Source organism: Paenibacillus sp. J31P13 (assembly GCF_056269295.1).
Genome location: NZ_JBWDNR010000002.1, coordinates 491,664 through 514,614, shown reverse-complemented (window position 1 = coordinate 514,614; position 22,951 = coordinate 491,664). Strand labels below are relative to the sequence as shown.

General features: G+C 40.6%; 23 protein-coding genes and 3 pseudogenes. 6 read left to right on the top strand and 20 right to left on the bottom strand.

The window, feature by feature from the left end; all coding sequences use genetic code 11:
• The 7 genes and pseudogenes from AC0YOD_RS08615 to AC0YOD_RS08585 form a co-directional block, all read right to left on the bottom strand.
• Positions 1-207 (bottom strand): hypothetical protein, encoded by a 207-nt coding sequence (locus AC0YOD_RS08615; RefSeq protein ID WP_475798860.1) that lies wholly within the window; start codon positions 205-207, stop codon positions 1-3.
• Between the two features lie 54 nt (positions 208-261).
• Positions 262-648 (bottom strand): annotated as a pseudogene (locus AC0YOD_RS08610) (manganese catalase family protein); the annotation flags it as partial.
• A gap of 612 nt (positions 649-1,260) precedes the next feature.
• Positions 1,261-1,518, bottom strand: coding sequence for a hypothetical protein (locus AC0YOD_RS08605; RefSeq protein WP_475798859.1), 258 nt, complete (start codon positions 1,516-1,518; stop codon positions 1,261-1,263).
• Between the two features lies 1 nt (position 1,519).
• Positions 1,520-4,129, bottom strand: a complete 2,610-nt coding sequence (locus AC0YOD_RS08600; protein ID WP_475798858.1) for an FtsX-like permease family protein — start codon at positions 4,127-4,129, stop codon at positions 1,520-1,522.
• On the bottom strand, positions 4,126-4,809 hold the full coding sequence (locus tag AC0YOD_RS08595; RefSeq protein WP_475798857.1) for an ABC transporter ATP-binding protein: 684 nt from the start codon (positions 4,807-4,809) through the stop codon (positions 4,126-4,128). Before AC0YOD_RS08595 ends, AC0YOD_RS08600 begins: the two co-directional genes overlap by 4 nt.
• A gap of 92 nt (positions 4,810-4,901) precedes the next feature.
• Positions 4,902-5,903 carry a sensor histidine kinase gene (locus AC0YOD_RS08590; protein WP_475798856.1) on the bottom strand — a complete coding sequence of 334 codons (1,002 nt, stop codon included), beginning with the start codon at positions 5,901-5,903 and terminating at the stop codon, positions 4,902-4,904.
• A gap of 1 nt (position 5,904) precedes the next feature.
• Positions 5,905-6,588: a response regulator transcription factor gene (locus AC0YOD_RS08585; protein WP_475798855.1), complete on the bottom strand. Its 684-nt coding sequence runs from the start codon at positions 6,586-6,588 to the stop codon at positions 5,905-5,907.
• Between the two features lie 374 nt (positions 6,589-6,962).
• Here AC0YOD_RS08585 and AC0YOD_RS08580 point away from each other — a divergent pair.
• Positions 6,963-7,086: pseudogene (locus AC0YOD_RS08580) on the top strand (transposase); the annotation flags it as partial.
• Positions 7,087-7,342: 256 nt separating this feature from the next.
• On the opposite strand, the gene AC0YOD_RS08575 reads toward AC0YOD_RS08580, so the two are convergent.
• The 5 genes and pseudogenes from AC0YOD_RS08575 to AC0YOD_RS08555 form a co-directional block, all read right to left on the bottom strand.
• On the bottom strand, positions 7,343-7,843 hold the full coding sequence (locus AC0YOD_RS08575; protein WP_475798854.1) for a hypothetical protein: 501 nt from the start codon (positions 7,841-7,843) through the stop codon (positions 7,343-7,345).
• A gap of 93 nt (positions 7,844-7,936) precedes the next feature.
• Positions 7,937-7,981: pseudogene (locus AC0YOD_RS08570) on the bottom strand (hypothetical protein); the annotation flags it as partial.
• Positions 7,982-8,565: 584 nt separating this feature from the next.
• Complete coding sequence (locus AC0YOD_RS08565) at positions 8,566-9,135, bottom strand: manganese catalase family protein (RefSeq protein ID WP_475798853.1); 570 nt, start codon at positions 9,133-9,135, stop codon at positions 8,566-8,568.
• A gap of 58 nt (positions 9,136-9,193) precedes the next feature.
• Complete coding sequence (locus AC0YOD_RS08560; protein WP_475798852.1) at positions 9,194-9,457, bottom strand: spore coat protein CotJB; 264 nt, start codon at positions 9,455-9,457, stop codon at positions 9,194-9,196.
• A complete protein-coding gene (locus tag AC0YOD_RS08555; protein ID WP_475798851.1) occupies positions 9,457-9,684 on the bottom strand; it encodes a spore coat associated protein CotJA in 228 nt (75 codons plus the stop codon). The genes AC0YOD_RS08560 and AC0YOD_RS08555 overlap by 1 nt, the downstream gene beginning before the upstream one ends.
• A gap of 426 nt (positions 9,685-10,110) precedes the next feature.
• Between AC0YOD_RS08555 and AC0YOD_RS08550 the strand changes: the two genes are divergently transcribed.
• Entirely contained in the window at positions 10,111-10,248 is a 138-nt protein-coding gene (locus AC0YOD_RS08550; RefSeq protein ID WP_475798850.1) for a hypothetical protein, read from the top strand.
• 200 nt (positions 10,249-10,448) lie between these two features.
• On the opposite strand, the gene AC0YOD_RS08545 is transcribed toward AC0YOD_RS08550, so the two are convergent.
• The 6 genes from AC0YOD_RS08545 to AC0YOD_RS08520 form a co-directional block, all read right to left on the bottom strand.
• Positions 10,449-10,898: a DUF1569 domain-containing protein gene (locus tag AC0YOD_RS08545; protein WP_475798849.1), complete on the bottom strand. Its 450-nt coding sequence runs from the start codon at positions 10,896-10,898 to the stop codon at positions 10,449-10,451.
• 554 nt (positions 10,899-11,452) lie between these two features.
• Positions 11,453-12,652, bottom strand: a complete 1,200-nt coding sequence (locus AC0YOD_RS08540) for a serine hydrolase domain-containing protein (RefSeq protein WP_475798848.1) — start codon at positions 12,650-12,652, stop codon at positions 11,453-11,455.
• Between the two features lie 54 nt (positions 12,653-12,706).
• Positions 12,707-13,276, bottom strand: a complete 570-nt coding sequence (locus AC0YOD_RS08535; RefSeq protein WP_475798847.1) for a TetR/AcrR family transcriptional regulator — start codon at positions 13,274-13,276, stop codon at positions 12,707-12,709.
• Between the two features lie 399 nt (positions 13,277-13,675).
• Positions 13,676-13,960, bottom strand: coding sequence for a hypothetical protein (locus tag AC0YOD_RS08530; protein ID WP_475799357.1), 285 nt, complete (start codon positions 13,958-13,960; stop codon positions 13,676-13,678).
• A gap of 345 nt (positions 13,961-14,305) precedes the next feature.
• Positions 14,306-15,796, bottom strand: coding sequence for an L-arabinose isomerase (gene araA / locus AC0YOD_RS08525; protein WP_475798846.1), 1,491 nt, complete (start codon positions 15,794-15,796; stop codon positions 14,306-14,308).
• Positions 15,797-16,450: 654 nt separating this feature from the next.
• Positions 16,451-16,645 carry a hypothetical protein gene (locus tag AC0YOD_RS08520; protein ID WP_475798845.1) on the bottom strand — a complete coding sequence of 65 codons (195 nt, stop codon included), beginning with the start codon at positions 16,643-16,645 and terminating at the stop codon, positions 16,451-16,453.
• Positions 16,646-16,832: 187 nt separating this feature from the next.
• Between AC0YOD_RS08520 and AC0YOD_RS08515 the strand changes: the two genes are divergently transcribed.
• From AC0YOD_RS08515 to AC0YOD_RS08505, 3 genes are read left to right on the top strand one after another with little or no spacing between them, the layout of a single operon-like run.
• Positions 16,833-17,699 carry a class I SAM-dependent methyltransferase gene (locus AC0YOD_RS08515; protein WP_475799328.1) on the top strand — a complete coding sequence of 289 codons (867 nt, stop codon included), beginning with the start codon at positions 16,833-16,835 and terminating at the stop codon, positions 17,697-17,699.
• Positions 17,699-18,409: an RluA family pseudouridine synthase gene (locus AC0YOD_RS08510; RefSeq protein ID WP_475798844.1), complete on the top strand. Its 711-nt coding sequence runs from the start codon at positions 17,699-17,701 to the stop codon at positions 18,407-18,409. The genes AC0YOD_RS08515 and AC0YOD_RS08510 overlap by 1 nt, the downstream gene beginning before the upstream one ends.
• A gap of 29 nt (positions 18,410-18,438) precedes the next feature.
• On the top strand, positions 18,439-19,698 hold the full coding sequence (locus AC0YOD_RS08505; protein WP_475798843.1) for a CapA family protein: 1,260 nt from the start codon (positions 18,439-18,441) through the stop codon (positions 19,696-19,698).
• Between the two features lie 33 nt (positions 19,699-19,731).
• Here AC0YOD_RS08505 and AC0YOD_RS08500 read toward each other — a convergent pair whose 3' ends face one another.
• Entirely contained in the window at positions 19,732-20,136 is a 405-nt protein-coding gene (locus AC0YOD_RS08500) for a MarR family winged helix-turn-helix transcriptional regulator (RefSeq protein ID WP_475798842.1), read from the bottom strand.
• 204 nt (positions 20,137-20,340) lie between these two features.
• On the opposite strand from AC0YOD_RS08500, the gene AC0YOD_RS08495 reads away from it, so the two are divergent.
• Complete coding sequence (locus AC0YOD_RS08495; RefSeq protein ID WP_475798841.1) at positions 20,341-20,508, top strand: hypothetical protein; 168 nt, start codon at positions 20,341-20,343, stop codon at positions 20,506-20,508.
• Here AC0YOD_RS08495 and gyrA read toward each other — a convergent pair.
• Entirely contained in the window at positions 20,489-22,951 is a 2,463-nt protein-coding gene (gene gyrA / locus AC0YOD_RS08490; protein WP_475798840.1) for a DNA gyrase subunit A, read from the bottom strand. The genes AC0YOD_RS08495 and gyrA overlap by 20 nt on opposite strands.

The following is a 22,951-nucleotide window of genomic DNA, read 5'->3' as shown; positions in this document are numbered from 1 at the left end:
TCAGCCCATTTCGGTTCCCATCTTTAGGTATAGTGGATGCCGTTCCTCACAATCCCTGTCGTCTTTCTCTTGCGGAGTAATGCGGCTAGCTATTACCAACATATAAGCAACACTTTCGATTGGTATGTACCGGGTTGAAAAAGCCGTTGCTTCCGCTAAAAGACTAAAGGTTAAATAACCGCTTGGTCCGAATGTCACGTTCGGCATTAGCTAGAGTAAGAAAAAAGGTCAGTTACAGCTTCCCTACTGAGAAGTTTATATCTAATAATAAATCTTCTCATCCCGCTTTTCCTTAAGTATCTCCACCGCTTCCCGGAACCTCAACGAATGAACGATCTCCCGCTCCCGCAGGTACTTCAAGCTATCCTGCAAATCCACATCATCCGTCAGGTCAATAAGCCACTGATACGTTGCTCTCGCCTTCTCTTCCGCTGCAATATCCTCATAGAGATCTGCGATTGGATCGCCTTTTGCTTGAATATAGGCTGCCGTCCAGGGTACTCCCCCAGCTTTCTCATAGAATAAAGCACTGTCGTGCGCCACATAATGTGCGCCTAACCCTGCTGCTTTCAGCTGATCTGGCGTTGCGTCTTTTGTGAGTTTATAGACCATCGTTGCTATCATTTCGAGGTGTGCAAATTCTTTGGTACATTGACGTTATCAGTGATGATTTTCCTAGACACAGCAAGGCTTTTCGATTTTGAATATATCGGTATTAATGCCTTTTGACTATGAAGCGGCAACTCGATAACTAAAATCGCGTCACACGCTGCCGATACAACATATCAATTCAAATCTTTAAAAGCCGTTCAAAGATGCTTACCTCTACAGCAATAACATTCCTGAAAACAATCAACCATTATACTCCGGATGTCTTCCACCGCAGTGCTTGCTCATCGTTATGTACTATTGAACTAACTTCCCCGTTAGTTGAATGATTCATCGCACAATGGTTCACTTGCACTTAATCAATTTTGTTTTAGTCCATTCAATAGTTGTCCTCTTTCAGAAACATCACGAATACTCCTTCCCATCAACTCGGTTTCTCCATCCGTCAAAACCATCTTTCATCATATGAATGTCTCTCTCCTAAGTGAATATATTATGCCCAGCAGGATGACAAACTGTCACTTTATCATGATGATGTTCATTCTTAGAAAATGAAGAAGCTATCGGATTTTGAATCCTTATTAGATAAACACAGAAGAGTCTATCCCGCAGCATTATGCTGACGTCGGATAGACTCTTCTTCATACTTATTTAAAGCGAGCCTTTCGTTAATAACGAATGCTTCATAAAGACACGCTTTACCTTTTGCTTCTGATGAACATGAAGTTCGTCAAAAAACTCATCATCTTTTAAAAGGTCAATTAAAGCCTTAGTAGCGGCTTGCATAGCTAGAGCTTCATCTTCGAGCAAATAATAAGCGACTTGATAACCGTAAGCTTCGTATTGCTTCAATACGTCTGCCTTCCGTCTCACTTCTTGTTGCTTAGTCACTCCTATATCAACCGCCATGCTAGATGCTCTCCTGCTTTAAAGCATCTATAATATTCTCTTTTTTCACTTTGGAGCTGGAGTATAGCATAGCTGAAGTCACAATAACAAAGACAGCAACAATGACATAAATAATACTTATCCATGGAAGTACGAACTGATAGCTAAAGCTGTTCATCAATGACTTGTGAATGAGATACATCACGACTACACTGATGGGGAGTCCGTAGAGTAATGACTTTATACCATAAAAAATACTTTCGTAATTCATCATTTTATTAAAACCTTTTGGTGTCATACCTACAGATTTCAGCATGGCAAATTCCCGTTTTCGCAGTGATATACTCGTCGAGATCGTATTAAATATATTCGCAACCGATATCGCCGTAATGAGCAGGATAAAACCATAAGTGAATACAGACATTAATAAAATCATCTGTTCTTCCTGCTGTCTACCTTGAAACACATTATAAACATACGTTTCGTTCTCTTTCATCTCCTCTATTTCATGCTGCGTCGCCATTGGATCTGCACTTTTCAGGTAAAGTGTTGAATAGCTATGAGCATTATTCATATCCTTAATCAGTTGATCCATGACTTGCTCAGATACAATGATATTTATATCTCCTAATCCCCGTGAACTAACCCCCATTGGAAACTGGTTAGTTAATTGAGCGATTTTCACTTTTTTAAGATTCGTCTCTAATCCTACTTCCCCTTCTACAACGAACAAATCTAAGCGATCACCAAGCTTTTTATGAACCACCTTAGTTTCAACAAACTTCCCGGCCACTTCATCCTCATAAGGGATTGTATCAATTACAATGGCTGCCAAATTTTTCGGATCAGCATCAATAAGCTGTTTGTAATCTGCTCCTACCTGCTCGGCATAAGCTTGAAGGTTTTGTTGATCTAATGCATGGAATGAAATATTGTAGGGATATTTCCCATTCTTTAAGGGAGTGGGGTCTACTTTTACCTGTTCTTGCAACTCTTTAGCGATTTCTGCCTCAGGAATCCATGAGTTCACTGATATTTGTTTCAAGACACTATATTCCGTTATATCATCCAGAGAAGTTATCGCGTTTAATACTCGATCACTTATTTCCCCACTCCCTGTTGATACTTGAATATCAAAATTCACACCACTCTGTGACAGCTCAAGCGATTTCTTTAAATTATCAGTGAAATAAGAAACGGCTAAGAAGAGAACGATGCTAATGACGAGTGAGAATACAGTTGCTTGGTACCTTCGTTTATTTCTTTTTAAATTTTTCAAGCCAATTTCTGCTTCGATGCCGAATAGCTTACGAATGAACTTTGATGTCTTCACTGCCTTACCCGTAAGCTTAATATCTATGGACTGCCTAATGGCATCAATAGCAGAGATCTTAGATGCACGCATTGCCGGGATATAAGTGGATATGAGAATCGTCACAATGGAAACCGCACAGGCAATCAGAATGGAATAGGGGGTAACGACTAAGGATAGCTTTTCAGTTACTCCCATCGCTCCTTTGATAGTGGAGTTAATGAACCAGAACGTTATACCAATCCCGATAAGACCACAAACGATTCCAATCGGGATACTAATCGCACCAATAATAGCTCCCTCAAAAAAAACAGAGTTTCTCTTCTGTCTTTTCGTAGCCCCGACACTCGATAGCATGCCTAAATGGCGAGACCGCTCTGAGACCGAGATAGCAAAAGCATTATATATTAATGAGACTGATCCAACGATAATAACTCCCATAATAATGGCGCATAATGAAAATAGAGTTGCTTGAAATCCATCATTGTTCGTTACACCGTAGTAACGTAGTAAGTTATTGTTATAACTAATGGACTCTATATCTATATTATTATCCTTCGCCAAACTTTCCGCATGCGTGTACAAGGACTTTTTCACATTTTTTAGTATTACAGATGCATTTACGGTTTCGTTTGCTCCAATCAGGCTTTCATCCACATAGGTTAAGACCGTATAGCCGGGCGCCCATGTTGACTCCCATGTGGGACGCTTTATGAAGCCTACAACTGAATAACTTGCAGTTATTTTATTTTCTAATGTTTCATCTGTTGATTCATTGTCCTTACGTAATCCAGTATTCTGATCAAGTAGTTGCTCTTCACCCAAACTATTTTTGTAAATCCGTTGACCGACTTCAAGTGTTAATCGATCACCTATCTTATATTCTACTTTAGCATTTGAGGCAATTTCCTCTGACAAAACGACCTCATCCTCGGCTTGCGGAAAACGTCCCTCACGGAGTTCAATCGGAAACTGTTCAAAACCTTGATCATTATACTCCTTGATAAATAAATAAGGCTTGTTTGCATTTTGTGCCCCTACTAATGGAGCGTATCCGAGATCTCTTGTGATAACAACACTCTTTGTTTTATCATCGTTTTGGATCGCTTTTAGCTGATCTTTATTTACAGCTTTATAAAGAACATGCCATTCTCCATCGTCGGCAATCGCCTGCTTTTTCATTAAGTCCAAAAAAGATACGCCAAGCGTTGCTACAGCTGCTACCATTGCGACTGAAATGATGACGCCAATCATGGTAACGAGCGTACGTCTCTTATTTTGCTTCAAATGTCTGATCGTTAGTTTATTTACAATGTTCATGGACGAACCACCTCATCCTTGGCGATCCTCCCATCTTCAATCACAATTACTCGATCTGCTTGCAGAGCAATTCGCTCGTCATGAGTAATGACAATTAGCGTCTGATTGAAGGTTTTATTGAACATTTTTAGTAAATCGATAATTTCACCGCTATTTTTACTGTCTAAATTACCCGTTGGCTCATCCGCCAGCATAATAGCTGGATTGCTAATAAGCGCTCTACCGATTGATACCCTTTGCTGTTGACCGCCGGAAAGCTGGTTGGGCAGATGGCCTAAGCGGCTTTGTAGATTTAACCTCTTCACGATATCATCAAATTGCTTTTTATCTACCTTATGTTCATCAAGCAGCATCGGCAGCGTAATATTTTCTTCGACGGTTAGAACAGGAATAAGGTTATAAAATTGATAGATAAGACCGATTTGTCTACGTCTAAAGATCGCCAGCTGTGTTTCATTCAATTTATAAATATCCGTATTTTCAATGAGCACCTTACCGCTCGTTGGTCTGTCCACCCCGCCTAACATATGAAGGAGCGTTGATTTCCCCGAGCCTGACGGACCAATAATGGCGACAAACTCACCTTTTTTCACTGAAAATGAAACATCATCAAGCGCCTTTACTGCCGTTTCGCCTTTGCCGTATATTTTAGACAGATGATCTATTTTTAATATTTCCACTTTAAAACCTCCATTAATTAGCTGTTGGTTTTAGTATATCTGTCTAAAATGACTATCAAGTGACTCATAAATGACAGTTTAGTCACTTAACCTTATACAATTTGTTTATAAAACTTAATTCGGAACTGTGTTCCGCTCACTGGAAAGCTTTGAACCTCTATATGTCCGTTTTGGCTAGTTATAATACTGTGAGCCATCGCAAGACCAATTCCGATACTACCTTCACTGGCATTTTTCCCTTTATAGAAACGTTTAAATATATAAGGAAGATCTGCTTTCGGAATTCCCTTGCCATTATCAGCAATGATCATTTCCGTATACAGCGCATTTTCTAAAAAAGAAATGGCAATCATTCCGCCTTCCTGCGTGTGCTCTACACCATTTTTAAAAATATTGATCAAGGCTTCAGCTGTCCAATTTAAATCACCTACAAAAGAAACGGATTCTTCACCCGTTATCGACACCGTTAGCTGCTTAACTTCTATCGGGATTTGAACAGACTCTAATGCTTTATGGATAAGCTTTCCTACCGCTATCTGATCTTTTTTGAAGGGTACTGTACCTGCATCAATTTTTGAAAGCTTTAATAAAGAAGATACAAGCCATTCAATCCGTTCAAGCTGAATCCGAATATTCCGTGTGAATTCTGATCTTTTAACTACCGGCAGATCAGCGTCGCTTAATAAATCTGCCATCATCATCATGGAGGTAAGCGGGGTTTTGAGCTGATGAGAAATATCCGAAATAGCATCGGTAAGCTTGAGTTTATCTTGTTGAAGGATAGAGCTATGTTCGGACAATCTGAGAGTCACCTTATAAATATCGTTTTTTAAAATACTAAGCTCACCTTCTTGATTATCACGAACATCCAGCTCATAATCTCCTCCGCTAATTTGCCGTAAGTATCCTGAAAGCCTTTCGATCTCACGATATCTCCAGTTCGTATGTAATAAGCTGCATCCAATTAGGAGTACAGAAGTAATGAAAATGAGTACCGCAGCAGCAAGTGAAATAAAAGCAGCGGTAGCTATTGCCGCTAGACTGATTAAGCACATCATTATGCATTGGATTTTGATCTCTCTATTACGCAGCATGCTAATCACCAACCTTATAACCTAAGCCGCGTACTGTTTTAATAATCTTCGGATTTTGCGGATTATCCTCTAGCTTTTCCCGTAGCCTTTTGATGTAAACCGTTAATGTATTATCATTCACAAAATCGCCCGCAACATCCCAAATCCTCTCAAGCAGCTGATTTCTTGAGAGAACCTGTCCGATATGGTTAGCGAAAATAAGCAATAAGCGATACTCTAAAGCAGTCACTGGAATTTCATCGTTTAACTTGTAAACCTTACCTTCGAGCGTATTAATTCGGACATTTTCGATTTCAATTATAGCTTTCGTTTGTGACTGCTTCTGATATCTGCGCAGCACCGATTTGATCCGCGAGAGAAGTTCACGAATACGAAAGGGCTTCGTGATGTAATCATCCGCGCCCATATCTAGCCCCATTACAACATTGACCTCATCATCAATTGCGGTTAAGAAAATAACCGGTATATCACTGCGGTCCTTCACTATTTTGCATAAGTCATAACCACTACCATCAGGCAGCGATAAATCAAACAAGCATAAAGCGAATTGTTCAAGCTCGTCTGCTAATACCTTTTTTGCTGATGCAGCATCATAACAAATTACGGTAGTGAATTGATCCTGCTGCAATGAATATTCAAGACCGGATGCGATCGTTTTATCATCTTCCACGAGCAATATTTTCATATGATGATCATCCTACCTTAATTTTACTTTGAGAAAACGAATGAAGACATTAATTGTATCATATTTGATACACTGCCCTATTGCTAGATTATCTTGCAAACAGAAAAAAAGATCGTGCTCCTGACTGATGTAGAAACGCGACCCATTTGGTTGTATTATTTAGATTTATCAAGAGCTTTCATTAGACTAATCCCAATTTTTTCAGTTTCGTCTGACAATGTCAAAGTAATTTGAAAATCATTCCCAACAAAGCCATGGCCTTGATGAAGTGTCGATTTCAAATTAATGACTTTTTATTGTCTTCCAATTCTGCAGATACAAGTAGATGTTCTTTTATGAACTTAGAATAAGTACTGTAACCGAGCAGAGAGTGTATCTATCAGTCGTTTCCCGGTATTGGGCATAAAATTGCGGCAACAATTATCTGAAATTGGAGAAGTCGACCGATTTGATCAACCTAAAAAGCTATTCACCTTTGCAGGCATTGACCCGAGTGTCTTGACATTCGTCATGCGGCGCTTAGTGAATTAACGAATTATAAACGACAAAATATTAACTTTGGACATATTGAGCGGATTGCAGAGGCTTTAAAAATTGAGGACATTCGCAAGATTATTGAATTAAAAGATATTGAAGACGAATAAAGACCGCCTCTATTGAGATCGGTCTTATTCGTTTGAATTATACTTTTATTTGGGTATTGAGAGTAAAGTCTTAATTCGACCCACCCTCCCTTCTAAGACTGCTATTAAGATTATCCCGTTCTAGATTCGGGGAACTCTGTATAAAAATGTATTGATTCAAATAAATAATACCACTTCAGAACTGGTTTGTTGTAACCTGGAAGGTTCTTATTCGGCCGATAATCTTGTAGATCATACCCTGCTGCTTGCAAGAAACCCGAAACAAAGGAATTTGAATTGTAACCATCCCCTTTCTTTCTAGGAAGCAGATCATAATCAATTGGATCATTCGCAGTGTTTTCTTTGAACATGGACAGAAGTTCTAAGAATTTTGTTATTTTATTATCATCCGTTTCCTCCAAAAATACCATTTCTGTTTTAATGTCAAGCCTTAAATCCTGCTTTCTATTTGAATCAGCTACTAGTTTGCCATCTACAGAACCTGCTCCGATGGTCATATATTGCATGCCACTTTCCTCATCAAAATTACTTTTAAACAGCGGAGAATCCCAATACTCACTTTCTGCATCTATAAATATGATTATACTTGTATGATTAAAAGTCGTTTTCATTACTTTATGTGCTCCTACATATACCTCAACCTTATGTCCACTTGGATCAATATAAATCAATGGATTGTTATGCGCATACGTATACAAATTCAAACTCAGCGGATTCGTAATTTCCCCTTCATACGTATCCTCATTTATAAACCGTCTGTCTGATGGTGGATCATAAAATCTTGCACAGAGAAACGAAGCCCTGTAATACTATCTTTTTACCAATTAAGGAGTTAAGTCTATTTCCATCATAGCCAAAATGGATTGCAACGACATTTTTCTGTGTAATTTATTTAATGGAGCCTTTCTTCTTGTATTGATACTTAGCTTAATAATAAGTTGTATCCGGATTAGTATGAAGATCATTCAATGATGCAACTATATCCAATCTATTTTGACTATCATAATGCCAGTTTGTTTTATAACAAAATAGGTCTTTCAAAAAGGAAAGATTGCCTGTTACGTCATAGATAAACGTGATGGTTTTACCATTTTGTTAGACCTTAGTGGTAAGCAAACCATTCGATTTGTTATAAAAGTAATTGGTCATACCAGTATTTTCGATTATTTGAAACGGTTGGCCTGCTTTCTTATTGTTAAAAGTGATATTTTCTTTTACAACGTTCAAACTACAAAAAAACTGATGCCGGTAGAATACCGACGCCAGTTTTTTTTAGTGTCCTTGATGTGGGGTCATCACCATTAAGAACTCCTTGATGATAGCGAACTCACCTCTAATAAAAAATCTTCTCATCCCGCTTTTCCTTAAGTATCTCCACCGCTTCCCGGAACCTCAACGAATGAACGATCTCCCTCTCCCGCAGGTACTTCAAACTATCCTGCAAATCCACATCATCCGTCAGGTCAATAAGCCACTGATACGTTGCTCTCGCCTTCTCTTCCGCTGCAATATCCTCGTAGAGATCTGCGATTGGATCGCCTTTTGCTTGAATGTAGGCTGCCGTCCAGGGTACTCCTCCAGCGTTCTCATAGAATAAAGCACTGTCGTGCGCCACATAATGTGCGCCTAACCCCGCTGCTTTCAGCTGATCTGGCGTTGCGTCTTTTGTGAGTTTATAGACCATCGTTGCAATCATTTCGAGGTGTGCAAATTCCTCCGTGCCAATATCGGTTAGCAACCCGACTACTTTATCCGGAATTGTATATCTTTGATTTAAGTATCGCAAAGCCGCAGCCAGTTCTCCATCCGCCCCGCCATATTGCTCCATAAGAAATTTTGCCATTAAAGGATCGCATTTGCTGACTCGAACGGGATATTGGAGTTTTTTCTCATAAACCCACATGAACTGAACCTCCTATTCAATGACATTCGCCAATTCTTCATGACTGATTTGTTAGTTCCTACACCTGCCATGGCCAAGGCGCTTCATACCATTGCCAAGGCGCTTTTGAATAGCTGTGTCCAAAGTTCATAAGAGGTCCATATTGCGATTCATAATGGTGTGCAATTCGTTGACGAAGCTCAGCAAAATGATTGTACTGTTGAATGGCATTGGCATCCGAAGGATCCGTGTCCAAATACAAATTCAATTCTACCAATACGAAATCGACTGCTTGTAACTCATGCAGCAGCTTGTAATAAGCATCATCCAGCTCTTTTTGCATTATGATTCACCTTCTTCTGGTCTGGCATTTTGAGGAGGATACGGTGAGAATAATGCTGGCCAAAGCGTACCGTATCGTAAAGCTTCAAATGGATTGAACTGCGGTAAATTAGGAGGTTGAAATGAAATAAATAGTTGAGGTCCCACATTATAGCTTTTAACTCTTATAGGCGGACATGGATCATGTGGACCGATGAAAGGTTTATAAAAGCGCGTCTGATCATTCACCATCAAAGTCTCCCTTCGCTTTATTCTCCCATTCAATGTATGATAAGCTGCTTGGCCAAAATGTCTACCAAATATATTACTGACTTTGTCAACATAAATGCTCCAGTTCTTTGGCTCACTTTAGTGGACTGTGTTAATATCAAGAGGATTTTGTAAAAGCAATATCGAACATGATATTTGTGTGCACGAATTGCAAGGTACCCTCCTCCAACATCCCTTATAGTAAACCTTGAAAGGAGATTCTGTATGGATTGGCTGGACCGCATGAATAGCGCAATAGAATATGTAGAAACACATTTAACTGAAGAAATTGATTACAATCAAGTAGCTAGAATCGCTTGTTGCTCTTCTAGGTGAAATTTCTTTATATTATAACTCGATAGATTTAAATCAGTTCAGGAAATTTTCGGTTCCTATATCGCGGGGTTGATTATTGTTGTTACGGGCGGTAACACAGTAGACACAAAGACTGCTATAGGGAAATTCACGGTTACAGTATTAAGCAACGTGGATGAATTTGATAACGGTGTAATCGCGCAAAGCAATAAGAAGGGATTGACATAGCGAAGCAGGAAGGGAAGTATACTGGAAGCGTCAAACGTTTTCATGATAGACATGATAGGCAAGGCAATGAAAATCGGTCGCGGACTTCGACTCTTCCCTTAATTGTTTATTCCTGACCAAAAGAAAAACCACCTGTAATTAGGCTTAGAGATACTTTCTTCAACTAATGATGCACCTCGCTTCATTTTGTTTATCAATGTTTAAACTTCAAACTGTTTAAAATGATGGTCAAGGTGCTTGTATATCCCTATACCCCATTGCTCAGAAGTAAGTTTCCCAAAAAAAGGATGCGGATGAGTTGTGCACTTCTCTGGTCCATTATTTTGGAATGTAATAATTTTTTGTTTAAGCTTTTCTTTTTCTGTGTCAAAGTCTCTCTTATCTGCAATCAAAATGGTTGGAATAGTAGACATATTATGGGGAATTGTCTTGTGATTGTACATGATTTGTTTTGCAAACCTCCCTACTATTATTCCTAACCAACTCCTTGGTGGGAAAGAATTTCCCATTGCAATGTCTTGGAAAGATGAACAATGCGCTAGCATTTGAGCAACATCCATTTTTCCCCATTGCGGTTGTGAATTTGGACTCAAGTTGTCCATTCGCTTTAAAACTTCTGATGTATCTATTTGATTAAAAATATTTTTCACTTGTATATATCCTCTTTAATTATAATGGGTCAACTTTCTTTCAAAAAAGAAATCGATCGTTTCTCGACCAACGATATTGACGATGTATAGCTCTTAATACACATTCTAAAAAGATTAATTCAAAAAATGAAATGTTCGAGGGCGAAAAAATTAAAATTCACTATAACCTTTCCAACCCTCTTCCACTGAACTAAGATACAGTCTACTCTGCTGTGTCTTTCCTTTCAAGTCTTTCTGTGCACTCCACATGCGTCGAGTCCATTGACCTAGGAACCTACTGTCATTTTTAACATTACTGCTTCTACATTCAGCTCAACTCTCTGCTGTACCAGCATGCGCGATACGCATCACCGTAACAAGCGAAATAGAATACATTTATCTTTGCTATAACGATATAATCGTGGGCTAAGGACTTTTAGCAAGCTACTCAAGCTTAACAAGCCGACTTGGCTGATCGAAAATCGTATTAGTGCTTTGTCACTCTGGGAAAAGATTAATCAAAAAAATTCAAGCGATTAACATATCACTTAAGTGTTTGTAGTATCTTTATAAGATTACTTAGTTAAGCACTGATAAAAGGCCCTTCTAACTTCATTTTCTCTCGGATTACCATCCATATACCCACCAATTTTGTTCATGACATAAGCATAGCCAACAGCACGATCTGGATCTGCAAAACAAAATGAACCTCCTGCACCTGGGTGGCCGAACGCATGGGGACTACTGCCGAACGCTCGTCCTGGGATAGGTTTCCAAAACCCTAGTGAATAGCCTACCTCACATCTATTAACATGATCATACCAGCCATTTGAAGGTGGTATTGCAGGTTTCATAATTTCATTCATCGTGGTCTCAGACAATTTTAACACTTTACCCCCAGTTGCGAACTCGCTGTATATCTTAGCCATACTTCTTGCATCCCCGACTCCATTACCTGAAGGAAACTCAATGGAAAGCATATCTCTTCTATTAAAATTTTTGTGAGCAACTAGCTTATTGGTATCCACCATACTTCTTGAGGTAAGCGATTTGGGATTTAAGAAACCCATAAGCAAAGGTCTGGGTATCTCATGTAAGTGAAACAGGATCTGAAGAGGACTATTCATTCCCTGTACAGTAGCAAGTCGACTTTGTCGAATATAATCAGGGAGGCCAATATAAAACTCTGCATGTAAAGGCTTCGCCACTTCTTCATGGAAAAATTTGCTCAGAGTTCTTCCTTTAGGATCCACTCTTCTAATTATTTCACCCATAAACCAACCCATAGTCCAAGTATGGTATCCCTGCGTACTTCCTGGCTTCCACTCGGGCTTTAACTCTGCAAGCTGCGAAGCAATGTTGGAGGTGTCTAAATTTTCAATTTTGTGTATATGTAAATGATCAAGTGCACACAACCCTGCTTGATGAGATAACAGTTGTCTTATTGTAATATCTTCTTTTCCATTTCTTCCAAACTCAGACCAATAACTCGATACTTTTGCATCATAGTCAATCCATCCATTGGAATGGGCAACGGCAACGGCAAGGGAAGAAAAACCTTTTGTGCTCGAGAACACAGGCACCATTGTATCTTTTTCCCAAGGTGTATTTATATGAACTTGGGCTGAACCTCCCCATAAATCAACTACTTTTCTACCGTTATAATAAATAGCACAGGCTGCCCCAATTTCCTTCTTATCAAAGTTATGTTCAAAAGCATCTTTTACTCGTTCAAATCCCTCTTCTACATACCCTTTAATATTCTTTTGTGTCATTAGAAAACCCTCCAAAAAGAAACAATAGTTCTCTTTTGATATAAAAATAAAAGCTTACAAGAAGCTTCTAAAAACAAATAAAAAATATTGCGTCAATCCGCTCTTAATAGCTTTCTTATCTGAATGATTACGTAGTACGTCAAGCATTCCAGATAAGAGACCTACAGTAAGTGTTCTTACAAGGGTTCTAGCATCCAGCATAGTCGGAATATCAAAATCTGGTAGATGCTCCTGTAAGTTAAGGGAGATCATTTCGATCAATTCCTCGTAAGTATTTTGATATTTTGTTCCATTTGAAGCATCGATAAGTAAGAGAATTTCTTCTCGGTAGTCGCTCATCATATTTACGAACAATTGGAGCAATTTGTGCGTATCTTTGGGAAACTGATCACTTTCTATTTCATGCTCTGTAATAAAAAAATATAATTGTACTTTGGCATTAGAGACCAATTGATCGAACAATTCGTCTTTACTTTGAAAATATTTATACATATTTCCAATTGTAGTACCCGCATTTGTAGCAATTCTCCGAGTAGAGGATAGCTGAAATCCATGCTCCATAAATTCGTGTTTAGCTGCATTTAGTAATGCCTCTCTTATTTGAGGCTTCTGAACTTGTACCATATAACCACTCCATAAGAAAACACATGTTTTCTTTTATTTTATTACAAATACATGCAATAGTCAACTAGCTTCAACCTTAAATGATGAAGACCTTTTTCGCGTTCTCCCATTTAGTTTAATAACAGACTAGGTGTACACAATCATAAAAACCAATGCATTAGGGCAAAACTCTCACATCTCATTCTCATCTATTCTTTCAAAACCATCAATATTAAGCACTCCACATGTGTGGAGTAGATAAATAAGTAGTTTGATGGGATACCATACTAAGTCATTTACTCAACCACGGAAGAGTCACTAGCAAAGTTAACCAGCCTTCCACAATGTTCAGCACCTGAGGGCAATTAAGATTAATCACATCCACTTCCTGAAAAATGAACAACTAAGCGAACTAAGGAACTATACCTGAATTCCGTCTCCCATTAACCTTTTGGGAAAGCTATAGAGATGCATTGCACTGAGTTCATCAAAATCTATACCCTCTTTGACCATCAAATGATTGTCGGATACGGTTGTGATCATTCGTGCTTGTTCGCTTTCCTTCAGCCGATCGAGGAGCAGCGTTGGCAGAAGTAATGGAGCAAGATGATTGACTGCCAAGTTATCACGATGCCTTCTACAGTCATTTGCCGGGTTTCGAACAAGGCTCCAGCATTGTTGATTAGAATGTCCAATCGTGGACACTTGGCCAGAATGTCGGCAACAGCATTCGCTTTCTCCTGATTTCGTGCGACGATTCCAAGATTTGCACCACGACCCACAAGTTCCTTGACGGCAGAAAATTCAATGCCGCGGGTTGCCCCTGTTATAAAGACAATTCAAAGAAAGATTAGAATATTTTTTCTTCGTTGCCAACAAAATTTGTACCCTAATACCCCAACCCTAATCAAACATGGCCGTTCACTTGAACAAAGTATGTTAAGCTGCTTGATCATTCATATAAAATAATAAGAGCTGCATATAAAAAAAAGAGGCTGCCTCAAAAGGTAATGAACCCATTTTGAGACAGCCTCTTTATTATTATGAAAATTAACGAATACGATAGCTAAGATCATTCCAACGAAGCTCGTTGCGAAGACCGCGAATCGTTGTGTTTTTGTCAATTACGACCGTTTCAATGCCAACAAGATCAGCCCAGTCAACTAGCTGTTCAGTTGTAACAACATATGAGAATACAGTGTGGTGAGCGCCGCCGGCATAAATCCAGCCTTCAGCAGCATCACGCAATGATGGTTGTGGTTTCCACAAGACGCGAGCTACTGGAAGATTAGGCATAGCATGCGTTGGTTTTACCGCATCTACTTCACTAACAATAAGGCGGAAACGATTGCCAAGATCAATAAGTGAAGCATTTACAGCTGTACCAGAGCGACCGTCAAATACGATCCGTGCTGGATCTGCTTTACCGCCAATGCCTAGTGGATGTACTTCAATTTTTGGACGGGAATCTGCTATCGTCGGACACACTTCTAGCATATGCGCGCCGAGTACAAGCTCGTTGCCCTCTTCAAGATGATACGTATAATCCTCCATAAAGGAAGTACCTTTGTTGTTCGCAATAATTTTCATAAGGCGTGTAAACGCAGATGTTTTCCAATCGCCCTCCCCACCAAAGCCATAACCTTGCTCCATTAAACGTTGAACGGCAAGGCCAGGGAGCTGTTTCATACCATGCAAGTCTTCAAATGTAGTTGTAAAAGCAGAGAATCCACCCTCTTGCAAGAATGCTTTCAAACCTAATTCAATGCGAGCTTGTTCACCAATTGAAGCCCACGATGCTGCATTGCCGCGGGTTTCAGATGAAATGTCATAAAGCTCGCCATATTCTTCTAGCAACTGCTTCACTTCTTGCTCCGATACATCATTCATGCGGGCAACCAAATCGCCGATTCCATAACCATTAATGGACCAACCAAACTTGATTTGCGCTTCTACCTTGTCGCCTTCTGTAACGGATACTTGACGCATGTTATCTCCAAAACGAGCAACCTTCAAATGACGGCCTTCGTTAAAAGCAACAGCTGATCCCATCCAGCTAGCAATACGGGAGCGCGTTTCTGCATTTTCCCAGTGACCTGTAACCACTTTGCGCTCAAGACCTAATCTTGAGAAAATATGTCCAAACTCACGATCTCCATGCGCCGATTGGTTCGTATTCATGAAGTCCATGTCAATCTCACCCCATGGAATATCACGATTGAATTGTGTATGAAGGTGAAGCAATGGCTTACGCAGCTCGGACAACCCGTGAATCCACATTTTTGCTGGAGAGAATGTATGCATCCAAGTAATAATACCCGCACATTCCTCATCTGCTTTCGCTTCTAAGCAAAGCTTGAAAATATCTTCAGGAGTTGTTACTACAGGTTTAAATACGATTTCAAAAGGAATCACAGAATCGTCATTCAGTCCACCCGTAATGATTCGTGAATGCTGCGCAACTTCTTCTAGTGTTTCTGGACCGTATAAATGCTGACTTCCGGTAACAAACCAAAATTGATAAGGTCTAACTTGTAGCATTATTGTTCCTCCTTAAGTTTTGCGGATGCAAAATAGCTTCGTAAGCATCAGCTTGGTTTGGCGAATGCAAAACATCCTCATAAGCATCCACTTCGTTTTGCGAATACAATCAGTAATGCAAGCATTCGATCAAAGTTTCACAAAGTAAAATCACTATTATTTCACAATTCCAACTTGTACGGACAATAGCGCTAGTTATCACTGGTATGACGGTGCACTTGTACATACAACTAGATATACGCTTATCATACTCCGAAATGTTTAGGTTTTCAATATGAATTCTCAATAAAATATGAATTCAATCATTTTTTTATCCTGCTAGACACAACAAAAATACGGAAATAAGTATGGAACCATTTAGTCAATATTTAAACTTAGACACAGACACACTCATCGTCATTGATTTATCAATTAATATAAAAAAATAACAGGAAAACCTCCACATAACTTACTCTCCTATGCGAATCGAGCACATTCAATAAGATTAGCAGGAGCTAATCTTGTTGAATCTTACCTTAAGCATAGATATCAGTCCGTTTTAGCGGTAGGAATTCCTGTTACTTCAAAAATAATAGCACTTACAAGTAAAATAGATCGACATCATGTTTAACTTCCAACACTAGATACCACCAATAACAACTAACAACTAACCACTTACAAATTATCAAATTGCTCCAATCGATATGTATAGCCGCAAAAGGTGCAGCGGAACAGTACGCTTTTGTCCCCTACCTTAAACGTAAGCCGATCATCGTCTTCTACTTCTATGAATTCCCGTCCCTGCTCATCCCGATCTCCTGTAGCAAACAGCTTGGTCTTATTTCCACATTCACATTCAAAACTCATCATAATTAATACTCCTCTATTCTAATATAGTGTTAAAGTCATCCGCTTCTTGAATCCGATTAAAAGGTCTTGCGCAAAGGGATTCCATGCCTTTTTGCCGGATTCATTGCTTCATCGTGTCAGCTTCGATATAATTATCGATGACATCATTATATTACAAAAACAAAGTCAAGGAAGGGTTACGAAAAACATGTACATTGCAGATAAATGGGTTGACTATGAGGTTATAGATACGGGAGATGGAGATAAGTTAGAGCGCTGGGGAAATTATACACTTCGCCGTCCAGATCCACAAATTATTTGGCCAATTAAAAATGAAACAGGACTATGGAAAAAAGCAGACGGTCACTACCACCGCAGCTCAGCAGGCGGCGGTCAATGGTCGATGAACTCTACTCTACCAGAGCGCTGGACGATTTCATACGGCGAGCTTAATTTCCATATTAAACCTACAAATTTCAAGCATACCGGTCTATTCCCTGAGCAAGCCGTTAACTGGAGCTGGATGATGGACAAGATCCGATCAGCTGGACGTCCGATCCGCGTGCTCAATCTATTTGCATATTCCGGAGGCGCTACCGTTGCAGCTGCAGCAGCAGGTGCAGAGGTCTGTCACGTAGACGCAGCGAAAGGCATGGTTCAATGGGCTAAAGACAACGCACAGCTATCCGGTCTTGAATCTGCGCCGATTCGATACATTACGGATGATGTGTTCAAATTCGTTCAACGCGAGCAACGCCGCGGTAAGCAATATGATGCAATCATTATGGACCCTCCTTCTTATGGACGCGGACCTAATGGTGAAACATGGAAGCTTGAAGAAAACCTATTTCCGTTTCTTCAATCCTGTACATCTATATTGTCTGATAATCCTTTGTTCCTTCTGATCAACTCCTATACAACTGGTCTTTCACCTTCTGTACTTCACAATCTTTTGCATATGACCATGAATGAAAAGTACGGTGGAGAAATCAACTGCGGTGAAATTGGCTTGCCTATTACAAAATCAGGTCTAAATTTACCATGCGGAATTTTGGGCCGTTGGGAGTCCAAGTAATGTCTATTCCTATTTTATTTGAGGACAATCATGTTCTGGCGGTTGTAAAGCCGCCTGGCATTCTCTCACAAGAGGATGAAACGGGCGACCCTGATATGCTTACCTTATTGAAGCAGGATATCAAAGAAAGGTATAACAAGCCGGGGAATGTTTTTCTCGGACTTGTTCATCGTTTAGACCGTATGGTTGGCGGCGTTATGGTTTTTGCAAAAACCTCAAAGGGTGCCTCCAGACTTTCTGAATCGGTTCGGAATCGTGAGTTCGGAAAGACCTATGTATGTGTTGTTCAAGGGACGCCTGCTAAGCAAGAGGCCCGTTTGACGCATTATATTCGCAAAGATAGCAAGCAAAATCAGGTTACTGTATATAACAAACCAAATTCAGATGCAAAAGAAGCGATATTAGAATATGAGATCGCTGCTGTATCTGGTCGTTTTACTCTTATATCTATAAAGCTTCATACTGGAAGACCTCATCAAATTAGAGCTCAAATGGCTCATATCGGATGTCCGCTAGTAGGAGATCTCAAATACGGAGCAAAACCAACTTCCGGCATAGACAGCATTGCTTTATGGTCAACTTCCGTATCTACTCCTCATCCCGTTTCAAAGGAACGAATGAGCTTCCATTCCATTCCTAGCGGATCAGACGCATGGAATTGGTGGACAGAGGAGCAATTGGAATCTGCCTCTAGAAGATTAAGCAACTAGCCATTGCCATGAAGGAAGGAAGAACATAAATGCGCCGTAAACGGCATCGAAAGACCAATACCGCGTTATTATTATTAAGCATCATCGGTTTGGTAATTATTTTCCTTATGCCCTCCACTCACGTGAGGGCTCCTTCCTCGTCTGAAACGACTTCAGCTGTCATCACACCTGCCCCAGAAGAGCAAGAGACAATCACGCCAACCCAGTCACCAGTTCCTACCGCTACAGAGCCCACTCCACCGCCCAAACCACAATTCTCTGATGCAGTATGGATGGCTGCTGGTGATGTTATGATGCATACGCCTCAGCTTCCGGGCGCATTTGACAAGAAGACGAATCGCTATAACTTTGACCCCTTTTTTGCTGAGGTCAAGCCGATTTTAGAGGAAGGCGATTGGGTCATTGCTAATCTAGAAACCCCAATTGCCGGTGTTGAGTTTGGTTATACGGGCTACCCGATGTTTAATGCCCCAGTAGAATTAGGTGAAGCTCTAAAGAATGCGGGCTTTAACATGATAACGAATGCCAATAATCATTCTCTCGACAAAAGTGAAAAAGGGATTCTGAACACATTAAAAAACTTAAAGTCGCTTGATTTTCAAGTAACGGGAACAGCTTCCTCACAGGAAGAAGCAGAGAGCTTGACTCTGTCAGAGAAAAATGGCATTGTGATGGGCTTAGCCGCTTATACATATGGAACAAACGGTATTCCCATACCGGAGGGGAAATCCTATCTCGTCTCGCTCATCGATGAAGACAAAATAAAGGCAGATATTAGACGCCTTAAAGAAGCAGGAGCCGATTTCGTAACGATATCTCTCCACTTTGGCACCGAATATCAAGTAACACCGAATGATGAACAAAAACGTCTAGCAAGATCTCTTGTTGCAGCTGGTGCAGATATTATAGCAGGATCGCATCCTCATGTTATACAGCCTTATGAAGTCATCGAAACAACAGATGAGAATGGTCATGCCAAAAAAGGACTTATTATTTATTCTATGGGAAATTTTATATCCAATCAGCGAGGCGAGACGAAGGATTACGGGGTTATATATAAGGTTAACGTTCGGAAAAACATGACAGACGGAACAATTGATTTAACCGAAATACAACCCATACCAACTTGGGTGCATCGTTATAAGCCAGATAAAGCTTATCGATACCGCATATTGCCGATTGAAGAAACGATAACAGCTTCAACCGATACATTATTAACAAAAGCCGACTACGATACGCTTCAGAAAAATGACGTGTTGCTGCGCAATCGGCTCAATTCTATGAAATAATTTTCATAATATTGCTTGTAGTCTCCATTTGCATTATAAATTTGCTACTTTTCCTAATAAGTATACGAGTAGCTGCTGATTATGGGCGGAGATGCGGTCTAGCGATAATTCGATAATTTCCTTACGAATTGCTGTTCCGCGTTCCGTCTCAGCTACGCCCTTCTCCGAAAGATTTACCCACACAATTCTTCGATCATTATCATCCCTTGTACGTACAACCAGTTCATTTCGTTCCATTCTATCCAACAGCGTCGTAATCGCAGCAGGCGTAGTCGATAAGTATTGCAGCAGATCTGACGGTTTCATTGGCTGATGCTGCAAGAGCAGTTCAAGTACGGTCAGTTGTCCTTCTGTAAGAGGAGCTAGTGATTGTTCCAAGTTATTTTTCCATTCTCGTGAAAGCCTTGCCCACAAGCGAGTAAATTCATCAGATATCATGTCCTCACAGCAGCCCCCTGTCAAATTTCACCTATTTCTCTCTTATTATATCAGTATTTATTGTTGAATTAAAGATTAATACAATTAATAATTTGCGCTATTAAACGATACGAAACTGAACATTTTGACAGCATTAGACATACAATGTGGCAAATGCCCAGAACACTGTCTATTTTTGCATGGGAGTAAAGGAGCGGGATCCAGGTGGACGAAAGAAAAGCAGCCATCATCAAAAAAATAAAAAGCTACGGCATCATAAAAAACCCACAATGGCTAGACAGCCCGGATGAGCTGGTGCCTATGTGGGTCATGTTTGAAACGATTTTAGAAGTGATTGAGCGGTTTGACCCGCCTAATCGACCTTTTGATTAGTTGTGGTACTTAGCGCTGTAAGCGTTCTTGTAATGATATCATTCTTCTCAATCGGGAATAATAGTTTTCCAATGGCTTTCCGCTCTTCGATAGGAGCTTTCTCGGATTGCGCTGCGAGTTTTGCACCTGAAGAAGTGACAGCGACAATTTCCTGAGCTTCTTTGCAATAATAAGCAGCAACAAGCGCTGAACCGTTTGGACGAACACGCTTGCCCTCCTTGAATTCGAAGGTTTGAACGCCTTTTCCGCCTCTTCCCTGTATGGGATAATCCAACAGAAGAGATCGTTTTGCATAACCGATATCTGAGATGACGAGCAATTCGCCTTCATCCTCTGCTACCCATTCTGCTGCGATAAGCTCGTCCCCATCTTTAAGCTGTATCCCTCTTACCCCAGTAGCTACTCTACCCATCGGATTGACTTCCGTTTCTACAAAGCGAATACTCATCCCTTGCTTTGTAACGAGTAAAATTTGCTTATCGCTTTCACTGAGAACGACTCGAATGATTTCATCACCCTCGCTTACCTTGCACGCAGCAACAGCTGTAGACCTTGTTGTAGCGTACTCCTTCATCTCCGTACGCTTTACTTGACCCCGCTTCGTTACGAACACAAGTGATGCTGTAGAAGCCGCTATATCCTTAATCGGTATAATACTGACTATGGAATCGTCCTTTGGTATGGGCACGACGTTAACGATAGCTGTTCCTGTATCCTTCCACTTGAACTCTGGAATTTGATGGACAGGCAATAGGTAATATTGACCTTTCTTTGTAAACAGAAGCAGATTGTCTATCGTATTAACCTCTAGAAGCTCTCTGATAAAGTCGCCACCCTTGACGCCGGCACTTTCCAGCTCACCGCCTGATCTTGTAAATGACATCATGCTTGTCCGCTTCACATAACCGTCTTGGCTCAGTGTGACAAGAACATCCTCAGATGTAACCATAACCTCTAGATTAACCTTGAGCTCCTCAATTTCCACACGCAGATCAGAACGGCGGTCTATGCCGTATTTCGTCCGAATTTCCAGCAACTCGTCTTTAATAACGCCGATTAGCTTCTTATCGCTATCCAAGATCGATTTCAAGTAAGCAATCTTCTTCTGAGCTTCCTTCAGCTCTTTCTCAAGCGTATTAATTTCCAAGTTCGTTAAGCGGTATAATTGCAAGGTTAAAATGGCATCCGCTTGACGTTCCGTAAAGCCGTAAGCTGCAATTAGATTATCTTGCGCATTAGCGCGATTTTTGGATGCTTTAATAGTCGCAATCACTTCATCTAAAATATTAAGCGCCTTTACAAGCCCTTCCACCACATGTGCGCGGTCTTCAGCCTTTTCCAGCTCATATTTCGTACGGAATGTGACAACTTCCTTTTGATGATCGATATATGCGGATAATATTTGCTTCAAACCTAGCTGCATAGGCGCTTTGTTCACGATCGCGACCATATTGAAGTTGTAGGCTACCTGCAAATCGGTTTTCTTGAATAGATAAGCCAAGATTCCTTGTGCGTCAGCATCCTTCTTGAATTCAATGACGATTCGCAGACCGTTGCGTCCGCTCTCATCACGAACCTCAGCAATGCCTTCTACTTTTTTCTCTAGACGGATATTTTCCATCGCGGTTACAAGTCTAGACTTAACAACCTGGTACGGAATTTCCGTAATAACGAGCTGTTGTTTTCCGCCGCGCATATCCTCTATTGCTGTTTTGCCGCGCAAATAAATTCTGCCTCTACCCGTGGCATAAGCGTCCCTAATACCCTCTTCGCCCATTATAATGCCGCCTGTTGGGAAATCCGGTCCCTTTACGAATGTCATAAGCTCTTCAAGTGTCAACTCAGGACGCCCCATAAGGGCGATACAGGCGTCAATAACTTCTCTAAGGTTATGAGGCGGTATTTCCGTAGCAAAGCCAGCAGAGATGCCGCTGGTCCCGTTTACGAGCAAATTGGGATATCTCGACGGCAACACCACCGGCTCTTTCGTCGTATTATCAAAATTATCTTTGAATTGAACAGTCCGTTTCTCAATATCCCGAAGTAATTCCATAGCGATTGGCGATAAACGAGCTTCTGTATAACGCATCGCTGCAGCAGGGTCGTCATCCTGTGAGCCCCAGTTGCCATGTCCATCAACTAGCGGATGTCCCATTTTCCAAGGCTGAGCCATGCGCACCATACCTTCATAAATGGAAGAATCTCCGTGCGGATGGTAATTACCCATTACATCCCCGACCGTTTTAGCGGACTTGCGATACTGCTTGTCCGGTGTATTTCCTGAATCATACATCGCATACAGAATACGACGCTGCACCGGCTTCAAGCCGTCGCGAACGTCCGGAATCGCACGGTCCTGAATGATATACTTTGAATAGCGTCCGAATCGGTCTCCAACAACCTCTTCAAGAAACGCCGGCAAAAACTGTTCCAGCATACTCAT

Coding starts and splice junctions, on each gene's coding strand:
- AC0YOD_RS08615 (WP_475798860.1), bottom strand. CDS start 207: ATGCCGAACGTGACATTCGGACCAAGCGGTTATTTAACCTTTAGTCTT.
- AC0YOD_RS08605 (WP_475798859.1), bottom strand. CDS start 1,518: ATGGCGGTTGATATAGGAGTGACTAAGCAACAAGAAGTGAGACGGAAG.
- AC0YOD_RS08600 (WP_475798858.1), bottom strand. CDS start 4,129: ATGAACATTGTAAATAAACTAACGATCAGACATTTGAAGCAAAATAAG.
- AC0YOD_RS08590 (WP_475798856.1), bottom strand. CDS start 5,903: ATGCTGCGTAATAGAGAGATCAAAATCCAATGCATAATGATGTGCTTA.
- AC0YOD_RS08585 (WP_475798855.1), bottom strand. CDS start 6,588: ATGAAAATATTGCTCGTGGAAGATGATAAAACGATCGCATCCGGTCTT.
- AC0YOD_RS08575 (WP_475798854.1), bottom strand. CDS start 7,843: ATGAAAACGACTTTTAATCATACAAGTATAATCATATTTATAGATGCA.
- AC0YOD_RS08565 (WP_475798853.1), bottom strand. CDS start 9,135: ATGTGGGTTTATGAGAAAAAACTCCAATATCCCGTTCGAGTCAGCAAA.
- AC0YOD_RS08560 (WP_475798852.1), bottom strand. CDS start 9,457: ATGCAAAAAGAGCTGGATGATGCTTATTACAAGCTGCTGCATGAGTTA.
- AC0YOD_RS08540 (WP_475798848.1), bottom strand. CDS start 12,652: ATGACACAAAAGAATATTAAAGGGTATGTAGAAGAGGGATTTGAACGA.
- AC0YOD_RS08535 (WP_475798847.1), bottom strand. CDS start 13,276: ATGGTACAAGTTCAGAAGCCTCAAATAAGAGAGGCATTACTAAATGCA.
- araA (WP_475798846.1), bottom strand. CDS start 15,796: ATGCTACAAGTTAGACCTTATCAATTTTGGTTTGTTACCGGAAGTCAG.
- AC0YOD_RS08520 (WP_475798845.1), bottom strand. CDS start 16,645: ATGATGAGTTTTGAATGTGAATGTGGAAATAAGACCAAGCTGTTTGCT.
- AC0YOD_RS08515 (WP_475799328.1), top strand. CDS start 16,833: ATGTACATTGCAGATAAATGGGTTGACTATGAGGTTATAGATACGGGA.
- AC0YOD_RS08510 (WP_475798844.1), top strand. CDS start 17,699: ATGTCTATTCCTATTTTATTTGAGGACAATCATGTTCTGGCGGTTGTA.
- AC0YOD_RS08505 (WP_475798843.1), top strand. CDS start 18,439: ATGCGCCGTAAACGGCATCGAAAGACCAATACCGCGTTATTATTATTA.
- AC0YOD_RS08500 (WP_475798842.1), bottom strand. CDS start 20,136: ATGATATCTGATGAATTTACTCGCTTGTGGGCAAGGCTTTCACGAGAA.
- gyrA (WP_475798840.1), bottom strand. CDS start 22,951: ATGAGTATGCTGGAACAGTTTTTGCCGGCGTTTCTTGAAGAGGTTGTT.